Annotated in this window: 12 protein-coding genes; 6 read left to right on the top strand and 6 right to left on the bottom strand. The window is 60.7% G+C overall.

All coding sequences use genetic code 11. The features are described 5' to 3' along the window. Positions 1-59 precede the first annotated feature (59 nt). The gene (locus tag NKI29_RS00485) at positions 60-644 is read left to right on the top strand and encodes a TetR/AcrR family transcriptional regulator (protein WP_352568910.1); all 585 of its coding nucleotides are present in this window, start codon (positions 60-62) and stop codon (positions 642-644) included. 12 nt (positions 645-656) lie between these two features. Here NKI29_RS00485 and NKI29_RS00480 read toward each other — a convergent pair whose 3' ends face one another. Further along, positions 657-1,706: a LacI family DNA-binding transcriptional regulator gene (locus NKI29_RS00480; RefSeq protein ID WP_352568911.1), complete on the bottom strand. Its 1,050-nt coding sequence runs from the start codon at positions 1,704-1,706 to the stop codon at positions 657-659. Between the two features lie 146 nt (positions 1,707-1,852). On the opposite strand from NKI29_RS00480, the gene NKI29_RS00475 reads away from it, so the two are divergent. From NKI29_RS00475 to NKI29_RS00455, 5 genes are all read left to right on the top strand, one after another. After that, complete coding sequence (locus NKI29_RS00475; RefSeq protein WP_352568912.1) at positions 1,853-2,893, top strand: ABC transporter substrate-binding protein; 1,041 nt, start codon at positions 1,853-1,855, stop codon at positions 2,891-2,893. A gap of 127 nt (positions 2,894-3,020) precedes the next feature. After that, positions 3,021-4,058 carry an ABC transporter ATP-binding protein gene (locus NKI29_RS00470; RefSeq protein WP_352568997.1) on the top strand — a complete coding sequence of 346 codons (1,038 nt, stop codon included), beginning with the start codon at positions 3,021-3,023 and terminating at the stop codon, positions 4,056-4,058. Beyond that, on the top strand, positions 4,055-4,942 hold the full coding sequence (locus tag NKI29_RS00465; protein ID WP_352795323.1) for an ABC transporter permease: 888 nt from the start codon (positions 4,055-4,057) through the stop codon (positions 4,940-4,942). Before NKI29_RS00470 ends, NKI29_RS00465 begins: the two co-directional genes overlap by 4 nt. Continuing rightward, a complete protein-coding gene (locus NKI29_RS00460) occupies positions 4,935-5,726 on the top strand; it encodes an ABC transporter permease (RefSeq protein WP_352795321.1) in 792 nt (263 codons plus the stop codon). The genes NKI29_RS00465 and NKI29_RS00460 overlap by 8 nt, the downstream gene beginning before the upstream one ends. 80 nt (positions 5,727-5,806) lie before the next feature. Then, positions 5,807-6,661 (top strand): phosphorylase family protein, encoded by an 855-nt coding sequence (locus NKI29_RS00455; RefSeq protein WP_352568916.1) that lies wholly within the window; start codon positions 5,807-5,809, stop codon positions 6,659-6,661. 499 nt (positions 6,662-7,160) lie between these two features. Here NKI29_RS00455 and NKI29_RS00450 read toward each other — a convergent pair whose 3' ends face one another. From NKI29_RS00450 to NKI29_RS00425, 5 genes are all read right to left on the bottom strand, one after another. Next, on the bottom strand, positions 7,161-7,643 hold the full coding sequence (locus NKI29_RS00450; protein ID WP_352697837.1) for a GNAT family N-acetyltransferase: 483 nt from the start codon (positions 7,641-7,643) through the stop codon (positions 7,161-7,163). Positions 7,644-7,830: 187 nt separating this feature from the next. Further along, on the bottom strand, positions 7,831-9,567 hold the full coding sequence (locus NKI29_RS00445; RefSeq protein ID WP_352795320.1) for an adenylate/guanylate cyclase domain-containing protein: 1,737 nt from the start codon (positions 9,565-9,567) through the stop codon (positions 7,831-7,833). Between the two features lie 1,317 nt (positions 9,568-10,884). Further along, positions 10,885-12,813, bottom strand: coding sequence for an adenylate/guanylate cyclase domain-containing protein (locus tag NKI29_RS00435; protein WP_352568919.1), 1,929 nt, complete (start codon positions 12,811-12,813; stop codon positions 10,885-10,887). A gap of 335 nt (positions 12,814-13,148) precedes the next feature. After that, positions 13,149-14,174, bottom strand: coding sequence for an aldose epimerase family protein (locus NKI29_RS00430; RefSeq protein WP_254818213.1), 1,026 nt, complete (start codon positions 14,172-14,174; stop codon positions 13,149-13,151). 80 nt (positions 14,175-14,254) lie between these two features. Further along, positions 14,255-15,712, bottom strand: coding sequence for an NAD-dependent succinate-semialdehyde dehydrogenase (locus NKI29_RS00425; RefSeq protein WP_352454576.1), 1,458 nt, complete (start codon positions 15,710-15,712; stop codon positions 14,255-14,257). Positions 15,713-15,793: the final 81 nt, after the last annotated feature.

Here is a 15,793-nt window from a genome sequence, read left to right as displayed (position 1 = left end):
TTATGGTAGTAATATCAGATTATGAGCATAATGCAATAGCAGGACAGGGAAGAAAGACTATGCGCTACGAAAAGGGCCGAAAAGACGCGTCACGCAGCCGGATCATGGAGGTCGCCGCCGAACGTTTTCGATCTGACGGCATCGCGGCGTCCGGGCTGGCAACCATCATGAGCGACGCCGGGCTGACGAACGGCGCCTTCTATCCGCACTTCCAGTCGAAGGCGGAGCTCGTCCGTGAAAGCGTCGCGGTGGCCTTGGACGCGCAGTCGCATCAAGTGCAGGAAGCATTGGCCGCCGGCGGTCCGGAAATGGCCATAGAGACGTATCTATCGGCCGAGCACCGGGACAATCCTGGAAAGGGTTGCGCTTCGGCCGCGTTGTTGCCGGAAATCGCGCGGCAGCCGCCTGAAACGCGAGCCCTCTATGCCGAGCGCGCTCAATCCCTGGTGCGCCAGATAGCTGAAGCTCTGCCGCAGACGAACGATCCCGAGGGCGCTGCGTTGGGCATGTTTGCAACGCTCATCGGCGCGCTCCAACTCGCGCGCGCCGTGGAAGGAACGGAATTATCGGATCGTATCCTAGCGGCGGGAGCAGCTGCCGCAAAGGCGCTGATCCGGCCGGTTCAAGACGAGGTGGCCTCCTGAGGGCAGCCCGGATTATTCGGCCGGCTCGAATCTGCCTTGCACCAAGACTGTCTCCACCGGCCCAAGCGGATTGATGATCCGGCTCTCCAGGACTTCGATAAGTTTGCGTCCAACACCCGCCATATCCACGGAATGAACTCCGATCTTTGCCGGCAGGAAGCGTGCCAGCCGCGTGCTGTCACGGGTGACGATGTGGACGTCGCGGCCAGGTGTAAGACCCCGCTTGCCGAGAGCGTGCAACGCTCCCAGAAGGCCCAGTTCGTTGGCGCACGCCAAGCCCGTTGGCGGATCTGATGACGCCAGCAAGCGATCGAACCAGCCTGCGCTCGATTCCATGGTGAACATGCCATGACCGATCAACGATTGGTCGATCGGAATACCAGCCTCGGCCATTGCCCTTCCATACCCGGAAAGACGCATGGCACTCGTCTGGTCCTCCGGAACGAGAAGTTGCAGCGCAATGCGTCGACAGCCCTTATCCATGAGCCGCCGGGTCGCCTCGTAGGCAATCTGTTCATTATCGACATCGACATAAGGATACGCGATATCCAGGTCGGTTCTTCCAAACGCGACGAACGGCATGCGTTTGTCCAGCAGCAGCTTGACGCGCGGATCAGCCGACACCAGACGCGTGATGATCAGGCCGTCTGCGTTGCGCGCCTGAAGCTGGCGCTGCACACTCTCAACGGGATCGTCGTCGGGAGTGGTGGAATAGATGGACAGACTATAACCGGCTTGCCGCGCCGCCAGCGTCATGCCTTCGATCAAAGGAAGCTTCAACAAATCGGACAGATGGTCTCGTGTTTCCATCGGGAGTACTGCCGTCAGCGTCTGCGTTCGACCGGTTTTGAGCGCGCGACCATGATGATTTGGTAAATAGCCGACCCGCTTAGCCGCCTCCTTGACGCGGGCTATGGTCGAGGGCTGCACCTCCGGCCCATCCTTCAGAGCGCGGGACACCGTGGTCACCGAGAGGGAAAGTTCCGCGGCGATCTGCTTTAGATTGGCCATTGTTCGCCCGACTTCATTTGCGAAAGCGCCGGCTGATTTGCTGACCGCCATAACGTTACCGAATTCGACATCCCGGTCAATCGAAACTCCCGTAGGAAGCAGCTTGACTCCAGCGCATTGAGATGCAATCGTAACGTTACGATTACAAAATAATGGCTCTTTTGAGCGATGTTTGATAAAGTTGGGGAGGAGAACCTATGTCTTGGCTACGCATTTCCTTAACAGCATTCGCAATCTCGGCTGCCCTGCCCGTTCATGCGCAAACAGTCACCATCACGACCGCAGGTGGGGATTATGGTAACGCCATGAAGGAAGCCATGTGGGGCCCTGCTGCAAAAGAGCTTGGCTATGATGTCCGCGAGGAGACCCTAAGCGACGGCCTGGCCGCCTTGAAGATGCAGGTCACCTCGGGTGCGGTCACGACCGACGTCATTCACCTGGGCTCACCGGAAGGTGCCCAGGCGGCCGCACAATCGCTGCTGGAGCCGCTCGACTACAAGATCATCGATCCGAAATCCGTGCCGGTAGGTGCAAAGTCCGACTACTGCTATCCGTTTGACTCCTATGGCACCGTCATGTCGTGGAACACCAAGACCTATGGCGAGAACCCGCCGAAGACGTGGGCGGAATTCTGGGATGTTGCCAAATTTTCTGGCCGTCGCGCGTTGCGCGCCAATGCGCAAGACTCGATCGAGATCGCGCTTCTCTCCGATGGCGTGGCACCGGCGGACGTCTATTCCGTGCTCAGCACGCCGGAAGGGCTAGAGCGCGCCATCAAGCGGCTTGAAGCGATCAAACCAAACGTCGCCGTGTGGTGGACCTCGGGGGCTCAGTCCGCGCAGTTGCTGAAAGATGGTGAGGCGGATTTGGTCATTACCTGGAACGGACGGGCCCAAACCGTGAAAGCCGATGGCGGCGCGGCTGACTACACGTTCAAGGGTTCGGTCATCGGCACGGACTGCCTTGGGGTGCCGAAGGGAGCGCCGAACAAGGAGGCCGCCATGAAACTCATCGCAGCGATGACGCAGCCCGCGCGGGTTGCCAAGCTGACCGATTTCATTGCCTACGGCCCCGTCAATCCTGCGGCATATGAGGGTGGCCTTATTCCCGAGGACCGTCTGAAGACCCTTGCGACCGCGCCTGAAAATGCTGGCACTTCGGTGTTTTCCAATTCAGAATGGTGGGTCAAGAATGGCGAGGCTGCCCAAAGAGCCTTCGATGAAATGATGGCCCGCTGACTCTCAGCTCTAACGCATGTCGCGCAAAAATGTGCAGCGCGCGACAACGACATGCATGAAAACAAGAACCTAAAGCGCGTCGCGTGAAGCCAGTCGAACGCGACGCGCTTCAAGGCTGGAGCACATGATGAAGTCGCTCGCGATCACCATCGAAAGCGTGCACAAGGCTTATGGGTCCTACGTCGCACTGGATGATGTTTCGCTCGACATCCAGGCTGGCGAATTCCTCACGCTGCTAGGGCCATCGGGATCGGGCAAGACCACGTTACTCATGGCTCTGGCCGGTTTTGTCCGGCCGGATTCCGGTAAACTTTTCTTGGGCGATCGAGACATCACCCGCCTGCCGCCCAACAAACGAGACATCGGCATAGTATTCCAGAATTACGCCTTGTTTCCCCACATGAATGTCATGGCGAACGTCGCGTATCCGCTGGTGCTGCGCAAGGTACCGAGAGCGGAGGCGCGTCAGCGGGCGCTTGATACCTTGGCCCGCGTGAAGCTGGATGGTCTGGCGGAGCGCAATATTGCCGCACTATCCGGCGGCCAACGTCAACGGGTGGCATTGGCGCGGGCTATCGTCTTCGAACCGCGCGTGATGTTGATGGACGAGCCGCTGTCGGCGCTCGACAAGAACCTGCGCGAGAGCATGCAGTATGAGATCCGGCGTCTGCATGATCATCTACGGATCACCACAATCTATGTAACCCACGACCAGCGCGAAGCGCTGATTATGTCTGACCGGATTGCGGTGATGAATTCTGGCCGCATCCAGCAGATAGATACGCCGCAGCGGATTTATGATCGTCCATCGACCCGCTTCGTCGCGGAGTTCATGGGCGAGGCCAACATTGTGGCCCCGGGCTCAGCGCGCAGAATCGACGGCGCCGAAGCATCACGCGAAACTCTGATGATCCGCGCCGAAAGCTTCCATCTTGATGCGAAGCTCGTCGGGGGAGACGGAGTGGCTCTCGAAGGAATACTGCGCGCCAAAGCGTTCCGCGGCGAGAACTGGCTTTTGACGCTGGCGCTTGACGGCGGGCAAGAGGTTCTTGTCTGCATTCCGGCAGCGCTGGCCGGCGGCTGCGCCGAGCTTGCCGCCGGTCAGCGGATGACCGCATATGCACCAGCAGCGAAGGTTCACGCGATACCGGGAGCGATGGCGTGATCGTCGTCCGGGACCCGGCGCTCGCTGCGGATGCGCGGCGCGAGCGGCGGTTTTTTCTTTCACTTTCGCTCCCGGCGCTGTTCATCGTTGGACTGGCGGCGATACTGCCCATCCTTTGGATCATCCGGCAATCCTTCCTGACCACCGGGGGTGAGTACACCGTCGGCAATTACGAGAAGGTCCTTTCGAGCGGACTGACATGGTCGGCGCTCGTCACGACCCTCGAACTGTCCTTGGGTACGCTGGCGGCCTGCATTGTTCTCGGTACCCCTCTGGCGCTGGCTCTGGCCAGCATCAGACCAAGGCTGGCCAACGTGCTCATGGCGTTCGTCATGCTGCCGCTGTGGACCTCTATTCTGGTGCGTACCTATGGTTGGCTCGTGCTCTTGCGGCGCGACGGCCTGATCAACGCGGCTTTGACCGGTTCAGGCCTGACGGCGGAGCCATTGCCGCTGGTCTACAACTTCACGGGAACGCTCATCGGCATGGTGCACTACATGCTGCCACTTTTTCTGCTGCCTGTTTATGCTGCGGTGCGCGATATCGACCCAAATCTCATTCGCGCGGCTGCGAGCATGGGAGCCACTCTCAGGCAGGTCATCCGCACAGTCATTATGCCGCTTTCGGCGGGCGGCATCTTCTCGGGTTCGATCATCGTCCTCATCTACGCCATAGGTTTTTTCATCACGCCGGCGGTGCTTGGCGGCGGCAAGGTAAATCCGCTCTCTACCCGGATCGAGCGTACACTATCGACCTTTCAGGACTGGGGATCGGCAAGCGTCCTGGGCATTCTGCTCCTCGTACTTATGGCGCTGATCGGTGTGATGTTGCTGGCGGCACGCCGTCTGGTGGCCCAGAACACCGTGGAAGCCTCCCATGCTTGAAGCCTATCCGCAAAACAGGCTCGCCCGCATTTTGCTCTGGAGCTTTGCCGCTCTTATCATGGCATTTCTGATGCTGCCGACGCTCGTGGTGGTGCCGCTTTCCTTTTCGGCGTCGAATCTCCTCGAGTTTCCGCCGCACGTCTACTCGTTGCGCTGGTACGAGAACTTCTTCGGCTCGGCAACGTGGATGGCCGCGCTCAGAACGAGTTTGATCCTTGGGACGTTGACGGCGTTGATCGCGGTGCCTTTCGCGCTGCTCGCCTGCATTTCAATGAATCGGCTGGGCGGAAAGACCGCTGCGGCCATCCAGAGCGTCCTGCTGACCCCCTCGATCACCCCAGGTATCCTGCTTGCGATCGGTCTCTTCTTTGTGTTGGCCGCACAACATCTGATCGGAACGCTATTCGGTGTGCTGGTCGGACATGTGGTGCTGGCCGTTCCGGTCGCCTGCATTGTGTTGCTACCCGCTCTCGCCCGCTTTGACTGGAACCAGGTTCAGGCGGCGCGCAGCCTCGGTGCAAACTGGGCCAGGTCCATTGGCGGAATCATCGTTCCGCAACTTCGGATCAGCTTGCTGTCGGCGACATTAATGGCGTTCCTGACTTCGCTCGACGAGTCCGTGATTTCGATCTTCATCGCAAGTGGTCGCAATAGCACGATGCCGAAGCTTATGTTCCTGTCGCTGCGCGATCAGATCGATCCGACCATTGCGGCGATCTCGACATTGTGGACCGTCATCGTCGTGGCCGTGGTCCTGATTGTGACCCTTCGCCAAAAATCCTGACCGAGACTGGAAACATGCCCACCAATTACCATGCAGCCGACGATCTGACGGATCATTCGACGGACATCCCTCAGGTAGGGTTGGCCATCATCACCGGGTCGGCAAACTGGGGGCTTGCCTTCCCGGAAGATGTCGAATTCGATGGTGTGCGCACCTTGCGGCGCGACATGAGTTTTGAAACACCTTTCGGTCGCACCGACAACTGGAAGCTGCTCGAGTTCGATGCGTCGATCACAGCGGAAGGGAGAGCAAAACGCGCGCTGTGCATGTATTCGCACGGCAATCCCCGCGACCGTATCGACCATTCCTGCCATCGCCGCGCGTTCTGGGTATTGATGCGGGCGGGTGTACGGCAAGTTCTCGCCTGCTCGACTGTAGGCGCCGTCAACAAGGCGATCCAGCCGGGCGACATGGTCGTGGCCGCCGACATCATCGAACTGACGCAGACCCCGTTTTCACTGCTTCCTGACCGCCAGAGCTTCGACTGTTCGGGCAAGCAAATCGTGTGTCCAAGATGTGCGGCGGTTCTGGTCGAAACGGCCCGCCGTCATTGGCCAGCCGAATGCCGCGTTTATGGCATCGAACAGCAGTTGGTGGCTGCCCATTGTTATGGGCCCCGGCTGACAACGCCTGCCGAAGCCTTGGCATATCGGGGCATGGGGGCGGATGTACTCAACCATTCCATCGCCCCTGAGGCGACCTTGTCGCGCGAGATCGGCGCGTGTTTCGTGCCTTGCGCGTTCGTGACGGCGGGCTTCAACGACTATATGGATCGCAATCGCCAGAAATTGCTGCAGGAGGACGTGCTGCCCAGTCTCTCCATGACAGCCTCGCGGGTCGCGCTGGAGACCGCCGCGCGACTTCCCGCTGATCCGGAATGCTCCTGTCACGGCTTGAAGTCGCCTCAGCCGAAAGAACGCTCCAGCCGGTTCTGAGACGACCTTGGTGCGCCGGATAGCTGAAGCTCTGCCACCGACCAAGAATCCCGAGGGCGCTGCATTGGGCGTGTTTGCGACGTTCGAAACGCTGAGGGCCGCGTTTGAGGATTAGGGTCAAAACTCAATCAGACTGGCTGCCGCCAATGGCCCAGATGGGCGGAACTTGCCGTTTGAATTAGTCGGCGGGAATGAGCACAGAGCGCCATTTGCTGACAATCATGGCGCTTCACCATTGCGGTCGTTCTCGCTACGACCTGATGCGGACCCGAAGCGGATGGTCGTTTGATCCGGTTAAACTCAACGCGCCACCCTACCACGTGCGCCATCTCGAGACGTTCGCGAAAACCTCCACGTCGGTCGCGACTCGACCATGGAGCGGAAGTACAGGCGAAGTACTGTTTCGTTCGAGATGGCCTGGTTCAATCTCCAGCATCCTCCTCCTGCCATACTGGCCGGAGCGAGTGCCGGCCGCGAGCGAGTGGCCTTTGAGCGTAGCTCAGAGCGTCTTGCTCATCATCAGGATCGGAACCGGAGCGCCGCCATGGTCATCGACGAATTTCTCGGCGGGTTGGTAGCCGCAGGCTCGATAGAGCGGCTCTCCTGCCATCGTGGCTGCCAGATCGGCACGGCGGAAGCCCTCAGCCTTAGCGGCACGTTCACACAGCGAAAGGATAAGGCGGCCGACGCCTCGCCGGACAAAGTCCGGATGCGTATACATGGCTCTGATACGCGCCGCGTCCGTGGCTGGATCAAGCAGTGCCGCGTTGCGTCCCGGTGACTGATCACCACCATACATGGTCGGGCGCCGGCTCCAGCCACCGCACCCTGCCAGGACGCCGTCGTGCTCCACGACGAAATAGGTGCCATCATCGACAAGCTGCGTGTCCAGCCCCATGATTGCGCGGCTGGATCGGATCTGGTCATCGTCGAGAAACGGTTTCTGGAGTTCGGAGATCGCTGCATCCATGAGCGCAATCATGGAAGCGAGGTCCTCGCGTCGCGCTATCCGGTGCCGAAAGTCTTCACTGGCCATGTTCAAGCACACCGTGAGGCGAAACAAACGCACGATATGGCGAATTTCGTTCCGTCAGAAGACCAAATGTTCGCTGCTGCGGCAGCCCTTGGGACGCCTGTCGACAGCAGGCCGAAGGTATAGCCAATGACAGTCATTCTGGCAGCCCCGCCATGCGATAGCCCTCCACGATATGCCGTCGCACGTCTTCGGCTGGGAATGGCTGCGAATCCGACCAGTGCCGGATGGTGAAGTGCGGATTGCTTATCATGAACATTTTCGCCTCCCAGCGCGCTTCCTCCAAACGGCCAAGTTGCGCAAGGCTTGCTGCAAGCAGGCGTCGTGAAGTCGTGCGATAGGTTTCGGGCCTGCGCAGCGTTTGGATCGCGGATTCGTAGTCGCCCATGGCATATTGGGCCTGGCCCAACATCCAGTAATACCAACCGGGCGGGTGAGGGTTGAGTCGCAGTGCCCTGCGGACCTGCTCTATGGCTTCGGCAGGTCGCCCCTTTTCCGTCGTCAACTCGGCCTGCATTGCCCAAGCGTCGGCGTGGTTGGGGTCCAGCTCGTGGGCAGCATCGAATTCGGCATCCGATTCCACCCAGCGACTCTCATGTCCCAGTATGACGCCCAATACCCATCTGTTCCCGGCGTCGTTCGGGTCGAGTTCGACCGCCAGCTGTGCTTCGGCGAGCGCTCTTGCGCGGTTGGGGTCCATCGGTTCGTCCCAGAACTCCCAGCCCAGCCAGAGGTTGAGTGCCAGCCAACGGTGCGCCTCCGCGTATTCCGGGTCGAGCGCGATTGCCCGGTCTAGCAGCAAAATGGCCTCTTTCGCGGTGAGCGCCGTTTGCAGGCCAAGGGCCCGGGCACGCACACAGAGATCATAGGCCTCCAGGTTGCTCGGTCTGTTGCGCGCCGGCGCGGTGGTCAGGCGGCCAACCAGAGCCTCGACAATCTTGCCGGTCACCTCGTCCTGAACGGCGAAGATATCTTCTAGACTCCGGTCGAATCTTTCGGCCCAAAGGTGGTCACCCGCGATCGCGTCGATCAGTTGGGCGTTGATACGCACCCGTCCAGCGGCCCGCCGTGCACTACCTTCAAGAAGATGGCGAACTCCCAGTTCTCGCGCGATGCGACGCACATCCACGTGCCTGCCTTTGTATGCAAATGCCGAGTTGCTGGCGATGACGAACAACTCGCTTGTCCTCGACAGATCCGTGATCAAGTCTTCGGTGAGGCCATCGACAAATGCCTCCTGCTCCGGATCATTGCTCATGTTCATAAAGGGGAGGACGGCAATGGAGGGCTTGGCGGGGAGCTGCAGAGGCGCTTTCTCCGCGAGCCCGCCATCGTCCGATGCGGTCGACAGCCGGATCCGGTAGACAGACACTGGTTCGGTGACGTTCTTGATCGCTTGCGGACCAAGTTCGTCGAAGCCGCAATCGAGCTTCCGCTTGACTTGGTCGTAGACGCTGCCGGACACACAGACATCTCCTGCCCCGGCCATTGCCTGGAGCCGCACTGCGACAATGACGCCGTCGCCGAACAGATCGCCGTCCTCGACAACGACATCGCCCAGATTGATGCCGATATGCAGGTAGATTCTCCGGTCGGCGGTCACACCCTCGTTTGCGGCCGCCATCCGCTTCTGAAGGTCCACGGCGCATGACACGGCGTTCACCGCGCTTCCGAACTCGACCAGAACGCCATCACCCATCACTTTCACAATACGGCCATGACGGTCGCGGACGAGTGGTTCGAGGATTTCCTTCCTCCTCCTCCTTAAAGCGGCCAACGTTCCTTGCTCGTCCAGGTCCAGAAGTCGACTGTAGCCCACCACGTCGGCAGCCAATATGGCGGCAAGGCGGCGTTGGGCGCGTTCTTCGGCCATTTCGCGTTGCTTTCATTGAAAGCAGAAAAGCGAATTTTATGCCGCCCATTTCAAAAGTCTATCAGGCTGACTTCGAGGCTCGATCGTCAAGCAGCTACATAGGGTGATCGCGCCTGTCGATTGTCCCCATTGGGGCCACGACTTGCCCTTGGGGATCGTCTTGGAGAAGGTCAGCAAGGGATCAGTGCCGATTGCCGCGAATGTCGGCTATCGGGCAGTGAAATGGGCTGACGAAGGGCAGCTCAGGGTCAGATCGCGTCATGCGACGCTCGCAACTGATCGACTGCAAGGGTCGGAACTCGGTCGTCTTAGAGTGATTTGGGTTTTGGCGGCTAGAGCGACCCGGCATGAGGTGGTCCGGACTGTGAACGAGGGTGTCGGCAGAGCGCGTCTCATAGGGGGCCACAAGCCAGTGCCCCGCCGCCGACAAACACCGGCGGGCGGGTGCCTCGGGGACACGATGGTAGATTGCCAATGCGTTCGCGGGTGTGGCCTTAAGTCGCAAACTATTGGCTTCAGAAGCAGGGCGTCGGGCTTCATTGACGGTGCTACCAACACCATATGGTCCGTAGCCCTCCCAAACGAGAGAAGCTCGCCCCGACGGGTCGCACTGCGGCCGTCAGCCGGCAATTGCTGTGAACTAGGAAACCATCATGCCTGAAAATATCAGACTAACTTCGAGAGACGTCCCTCTCATTCAGCTAGGCCTCTATCAGTGCCGCTTCCCGGTGAGCGAAGACCCGTCAGTACCCGGCGGCTATCGTTTTTGTGCTGGGCCAACTTCGCCGGATCGCGTCTACTGCGATCACCACCACCACATTGTGACCGCCGTGGACCCTCGTCGAGCCCGTTCGGGTCTCCACCTCGCTCAACGACGCGCCGCGTAAGTCTGGCTGGCGGCGGCCTCCCGGCCAGGCGCTATGCGCTCCAATGGCTACGACCTTTCCGTCGGCTCGGTCTGGCCCATCCTCCCTTATGCCGTCTTCGCCGATGTCTCCCCCTTCGCCCGATTGAGAACGACGACTTCTCGCCGAAGCGATCGCTTCGGAATGCCGTCGTAGCCCGACCCGAAGCTCAGTGAGCTTTTGTAGAGGTCGAGGGTCCAATCCAACGGTCTGGACTCCACCGGAGTGCCTGCACTCGAGAGCGATTGGCTCTCCGGCAGCCGATAAGGATCCAAATTTAAGCGCCACTTGCCGCCATTCATCGTTTGGCCAGTGAACTGTCGCTTTCGATGCACAGCGGTCGTTCCTGGCAACGCGCGCCGTTCGCGCGCTGGCGAGCAGCGGCCCTCGCCTTTCTTTGCACAGGGGTGTTCTATGGCTGCCCGAGAGGCTTCGCCTCCCCCGCCTCGCATTCCGACAATCGCACAGGTTTGGCGAGTTTCGCCAGCGCCTCGGGCTTGGCGCAAGCCGGAAAGCCGGCGAGCGGCATTGTTTCAATAAACCGGCTGCGCTCTTTAGTGCTCAAGCCCACTTCATTAATCATGCTCTCGACGGTCAGGTCCGGGTACTGCTTGAGAGTTTCCCTAACCGAAGCATTCGCCTCATCCATTCGACCCAGAGCCGCAAGGGAGCTGCTAAGCACCACCCACTTCCACTTGTCGTAGTTGTTAGGCGTCATGCGCTCCAGCATCTTCAACGCGTCCTCATATCGGCCGGCCATAAAATAGGCAGGGGCGAAGAAGTTGGACGTCCACATCGGGTAGTTCGGGTCGAGCCGCATTACTTGGTCGACCATCTGAGCGCCGCGTTCGGGTTCATTGAAGCGTGCCGCAAAGCCGGTATAGAATGTCAGGATTTCGGACGAACCGGGAGCTAGACGAAGGGCCGTGTCCAGCTCAGCCTTGGCGCGGGCGTTGTCGCCCTTCTGGCTGAGGCTCATACCAAACACGGCGTGTGCCTCAGCGTCACTTGGATCGAGCCGCACCGCGCGTTCGGCCACATCGGCAGCCGCCTTGATCTCGCTCTCGGGATTGATACCGAAGCCAGCCAATATACCATGAGCATGATAAAGTTCTACCCAGGCCCGGGCCAGCCCGGGGTCCAGCTCAACGGCGCGGTTGAGAAGCGCGATGGCCTCCTCCTCATCCGCTATGGTGATCTTTTCAATCTTCTCGGTCCCGAGCAGATAATAATCATAAGCATTCAGGTTTTCAGGTCGTTTACGTTTGGCCGCGGCCCGCCCGGCCGCCTGAATCAACCCTACGCCGCCGCCCAGACGGTTGGTGACTTGCTCTGCGATCTCGGTCTGGACGGCGAAAACGTCCTCAGCAGGCCGGTCCCAACGATCCGACCAAAGATGGTTGCCGGTTTGTGCATCGATCAACTGCGCGGTGACCCGCACCCGCCCATTTTGCCGCTGGATAGAGCCTTCTAGTACGAAGCCGACATGGAGCGCACTTGCTACCTGGCGGGCATCCACCGGCTTGCCTTTGTAAACTTCCGTCGAATTCCGGGCCACGACCTCAAGTTCGGGAAACCGCGCGAGGTCGGTTATGATATCCTCAGTCAAGCCATCGGCCAAACGCCCGGTGGCCTCGTCGCCGCCATAATTATTGAAGGGCAGCACCGCGACCGATGGCTTGGCCCCCAGCGGCGCGGGCTGAAAGAACCACCAGGTCCCTCCACCCGCCAGAGCCAGCACGACGATGGCCGCTGCAGTCGTCCTGGTCCAGCGCGGCATCGCCTTGCGTAAGGTCCAACGCACCCGCTTGCCATCGAGCCTCAGTCGGTACATCCGCACGGGGCGGCTGATGTTCTTGACCTGCTGCTCGCCGGCGAAATCGAGGGGCAAATCAAGCTTGCCCTGCAGATGGTCAAAGGCCGTGCCCGATACGATCACGCCGCCCGGCTCAGCGAGTTGCTGCAACCGCGCGGCGACATTGACGCCGTCGCCATAGACATCGCCGTCAACCAGCGCAACGTCGCCCAGATTGACCCCGATGCGGAACACGATGCGCTCAGGCTCTGGCAGACCTTCATTGCGCGCGGCCGCCGCGCTTTGGATTTCCGCTGCGCAGGCGACTGCGTCGACCACGCTTTCGAAGGCGACAAGCGCGCCATCGCCCATCAACTTGACGACGCGGCCATGGTGCTGGGAGATGGCGGGGTCGAACACCTCGGAACGAACGGTTTTCAATCGCTCAATGGTTCCGGCCTCATCGGCCTCCATCGCCTTCGAGTAGCCAACCATATCGGCCGCCAGGATCGCCAGCAGCTTCCGATTGAGAGGGGGAACCGCCATATGCGCCTCTTTATGGCACAACCCTACACCCATGGAAGCGTCGGAGCCAGAACGCGCCGTTGGCCGCGCGGTGAATGACCGCTCGTCAGCCGTTCCTGACTTTCGACCGGGTGCGGATGAACGTCTTCAACGGGTCAACTTGCGTCGTCAGGGCTCTCGGCGTCAAAGGTCCGAGAGGGTTCGAAGTCGGTCGTTCAGAGTGATTGCGTTTTGACTCCAGAGCGCCGCGCGTCATTGGACGCGCAAAGGACGCTATAACACTTTGAATTTTGCATGATCCTTTCCGAACCGGAGGTCAGCGCAGCAAAACCATGCCGGTTTCCGGGGGTCATGCCCTAAGGCAGCCTGAACCGGTATTCCGTCACGTGATGATAGATCTGGCCCGGCCACAGCGTGGCTTGCGGGAAATACGGCCGGTTCGGCGCATCCGGCCAGATTTGCGGCTCCAGGCAGAAGCCCGAAAAGGCCTTGTACTGGCGTCCGCCCAGTCCAGGCGAGGACGGTGCCAGATACTGGCCGGTATAGAGCTGGACACCTGGCTCGGTGGTCCAGAGCTCCATCTCGACGCCGGAATTCGCGCCTTGCGCCCACGACGCCTGCTTCAGCGGCCCGCGCGTCGAGGCGAGGCAGAAATTCTGGTCGTAAGGGAGCTGCTCGCCCTCGGTCTCCATGCGCAGCGGCCGCGCCTGGCGAAAATCGAAGGGCGTGCCGTCGACCGGCTTTACCGTGCCTGTCGGAATGAGATCCGCGTCGACCGGCAGATAGGCGCCGGCATTCAGCATCAGCCGGTGATCGAGAATGTCGCCGGCGCCGCCGTCATCCAGGTTGAAATAGGAATGCTGGGTGAGGTTGCAGAGCGTCGGCTCCTCGCAGGTGGCGGTCAGTTCGACGCTGAGCGTGCCCGGGATCTTGAGCCGGTAGGTGCAGGTCACGTCGAGCGCCCCGGGAAAGCCCATCGTGCCGTCGGGGTCGTGCAATGTCAGCGTGACAAAATCCCTGCCATGCAGCGAAACCGCCCAGGCCCGGCGCGAAAAACCTTGCGAACCGCCATGCAGCGTGTGCTTTTCGAGGAAATTGCGCTCGGTCTGGTAGCGTTTCCCAGCAAGCGTGAAGCGGCCGTCGCGGATACGGTTGGCATAGCGCCCGACGACGGTGCCGAAGAAGGCGGTGTCCGTCTCATAGTGCTCGAAACGATCATAGCCGAGCACCAGCGGCGCGTCGTGCCCGGCCAGACGCAGATCCTGGATGATCGCACCCAGCCCGATGATGTTGGCGGTCAGGCCGCCGCCCCGGATGGTGAAGCGGCGGACGGCCTCGCCCGCCTGCGTCGTGCCGAAAACCTCGCCGTCCTTCATCGCCATGCTCGCAAGTTCGTTGCTCGATGCCAGCCTGGCCTTTCGAAGCGGCCCAGGATCGTTTTCGGTATTACCGCATCGGGCTTCTAGAGACCAAGTCCGCCGATGCAGACATATTTGGTGTCGAGATAATCCTCGATGCCCTGATGGCCGCCTTCCTTGCCGAGGCCCGATTCCTTGACTCCGCCGAACGGCGCTTCAGGGGTGGTGATGAGCCCTTCATTGACGCCGACCATGCCGTATTTCAGCCCTTCCATGACCCGGAAGGCGCGGCCGAGATCGCCGGTGTAGAAATAGCAGGCCAGGCCGAACTCGGTGTCGTTGGCGAGTGCTACGGCCTCTTCCTCGGTCTCGAACTTGAATACCGGCGCCACCGGGCCGAAGATTTCTTCCTTCATGAAGCGCATCTTCGGCGTCGCATTGGCGATCACCGTCGGCTGGAAGAACGAGCCGCCGAGCGCGTGGCGCTTGCCGCCGGCGACGACCTTGCCGCCCTTGGCGGTAGCGTCGGCAATCAGCTCCTCGACCTTCTCCACCGCCTTTTCGTCGATCAGCGGCCCCTGCTGGACGCCGTCTTCGAGGCCGGAACCGACCTTCAGTCCGTTGCTCGCAGCAGCCAATTTTTCGACGAACCGGTCGTAGATGCCGGCCTGCACCAGGAAGCGGTTGGTGCAGACGCAGGTCTGGCCGGAATTGCGGTACTTGGCGGTGATGGCGCCGGCGACGGCCCGCTCGATGTCGGCGTCGTCGAAGACGATGAACGGCGCATTGCCACCGAGCTCCATCGACACTTTCTTGACGGTCACCGACGACTTCTGGATCAGGATCTTGCCGACCTCGGTCGAGCCGGTGAAGGTGATCTTCTTGACCAGCGGGTTGGCACAGATCTCGTCGCCGATCTCACCGGCAGCGCCGGTCAGGATATTGATTACGCCTTTGGGGAAGCCGACTTCCTCGGCAAGCGCGCCCCAGGCAAGGCCGGAATAAGGCGTCTGCGACGCCGGCTTGACCACGGCGGTACAGCCGGCGGCAAGCGCCGGGCCAAGCTTGCGGGCCAGCATCGAGGATGGGAAATTCCACGGCGTGATGGCGGCGACGACGCCGACCGGTTCCTTGGTCACCAGGATACGGCGGTCAGCCCAGGGCGACGGCACGACGTCGCCATAGGTGCGGCGACCTTCCTCGGCGAACCACAATATGTAGGACGCGGCCGAGCCGATCTCGCCCTTCGATTCGAACAGCGACTTGCCCTGCTCGATGGTTAGTAGTTCGGCCAGCACGTCCTGATTGTCCATCATCGCGTCGTGCAGCTTGCGCAACAGCTTCGAGCGTTCGAGCGCGGTGGTCTTGCGCCATGTCTTGAAGGCAGCGTCGGCGGCCTCGATGGCGCGGCGGGTCTCGGCCTTGCCCGACTTCGGCACGGTGCCGATCTTGAGGCCGGTGGCAGGATTGTTGACGTCGACCGTCTGGCCTGAATCGGCCTGCACCCATTCGCCATTGATGAGATTGGCCTGCCGCATGAAATGGCTGGTTTTCTGAAGCATGATCTCGCCTCCGTTCGGCACCTGGCGGGCCGGTCGCTGATTTCGTGAATGGACGTGCGCGATAGCATCGCTAGAGCCACT

The organism is Mesorhizobium sp. M0678 (genome assembly GCF_040320505.1).
Classification (GTDB): domain Bacteria; phylum Pseudomonadota; class Alphaproteobacteria; order Rhizobiales; family Rhizobiaceae; genus Mesorhizobium.
The sequence above is the reverse complement of the archived record's forward strand: the minus strand, read 5'-3'. Positions and strand labels throughout refer to the sequence as shown.

Excerpts from the sequence above, each read along its gene's own strand:
- NKI29_RS00450 (WP_352697837.1), bottom strand. The coding sequence starts at position 7,643 with ATGATTGCGCTCATGGATGCAGCGATCTCCGAACTCCAGAAACCGTTT.
- NKI29_RS00430 (WP_254818213.1), bottom strand. The coding sequence starts at position 14,174 with ATGGCGATGAAGGACGGCGAGGTTTTCGGCACGACGCAGGCGGGCGAG.
- NKI29_RS00435 (WP_352568919.1), bottom strand. The coding sequence starts at position 12,813 with ATGGCGGTTCCCCCTCTCAATCGGAAGCTGCTGGCGATCCTGGCGGCC.
- NKI29_RS00460 (WP_352795321.1), top strand. The coding sequence starts at position 4,935 with ATGCTTGAAGCCTATCCGCAAAACAGGCTCGCCCGCATTTTGCTCTGG.
- NKI29_RS00425 (WP_352454576.1), bottom strand. The coding sequence starts at position 15,712 with ATGCTTCAGAAAACCAGCCATTTCATGCGGCAGGCCAATCTCATCAAT.
- NKI29_RS00475 (WP_352568912.1), top strand. The coding sequence starts at position 1,853 with ATGTCTTGGCTACGCATTTCCTTAACAGCATTCGCAATCTCGGCTGCC.
- NKI29_RS00470 (WP_352568997.1), top strand. The coding sequence starts at position 3,021 with ATGAAGTCGCTCGCGATCACCATCGAAAGCGTGCACAAGGCTTATGGG.
- NKI29_RS00480 (WP_352568911.1), bottom strand. The coding sequence starts at position 1,706 with ATGGCGGTCAGCAAATCAGCCGGCGCTTTCGCAAATGAAGTCGGGCGA.
- NKI29_RS00485 (WP_352568910.1), top strand. The coding sequence starts at position 60 with ATGCGCTACGAAAAGGGCCGAAAAGACGCGTCACGCAGCCGGATCATG.
- NKI29_RS00445 (WP_352795320.1), bottom strand. The coding sequence starts at position 9,567 with ATGGCCGAAGAACGCGCCCAACGCCGCCTTGCCGCCATATTGGCTGCC.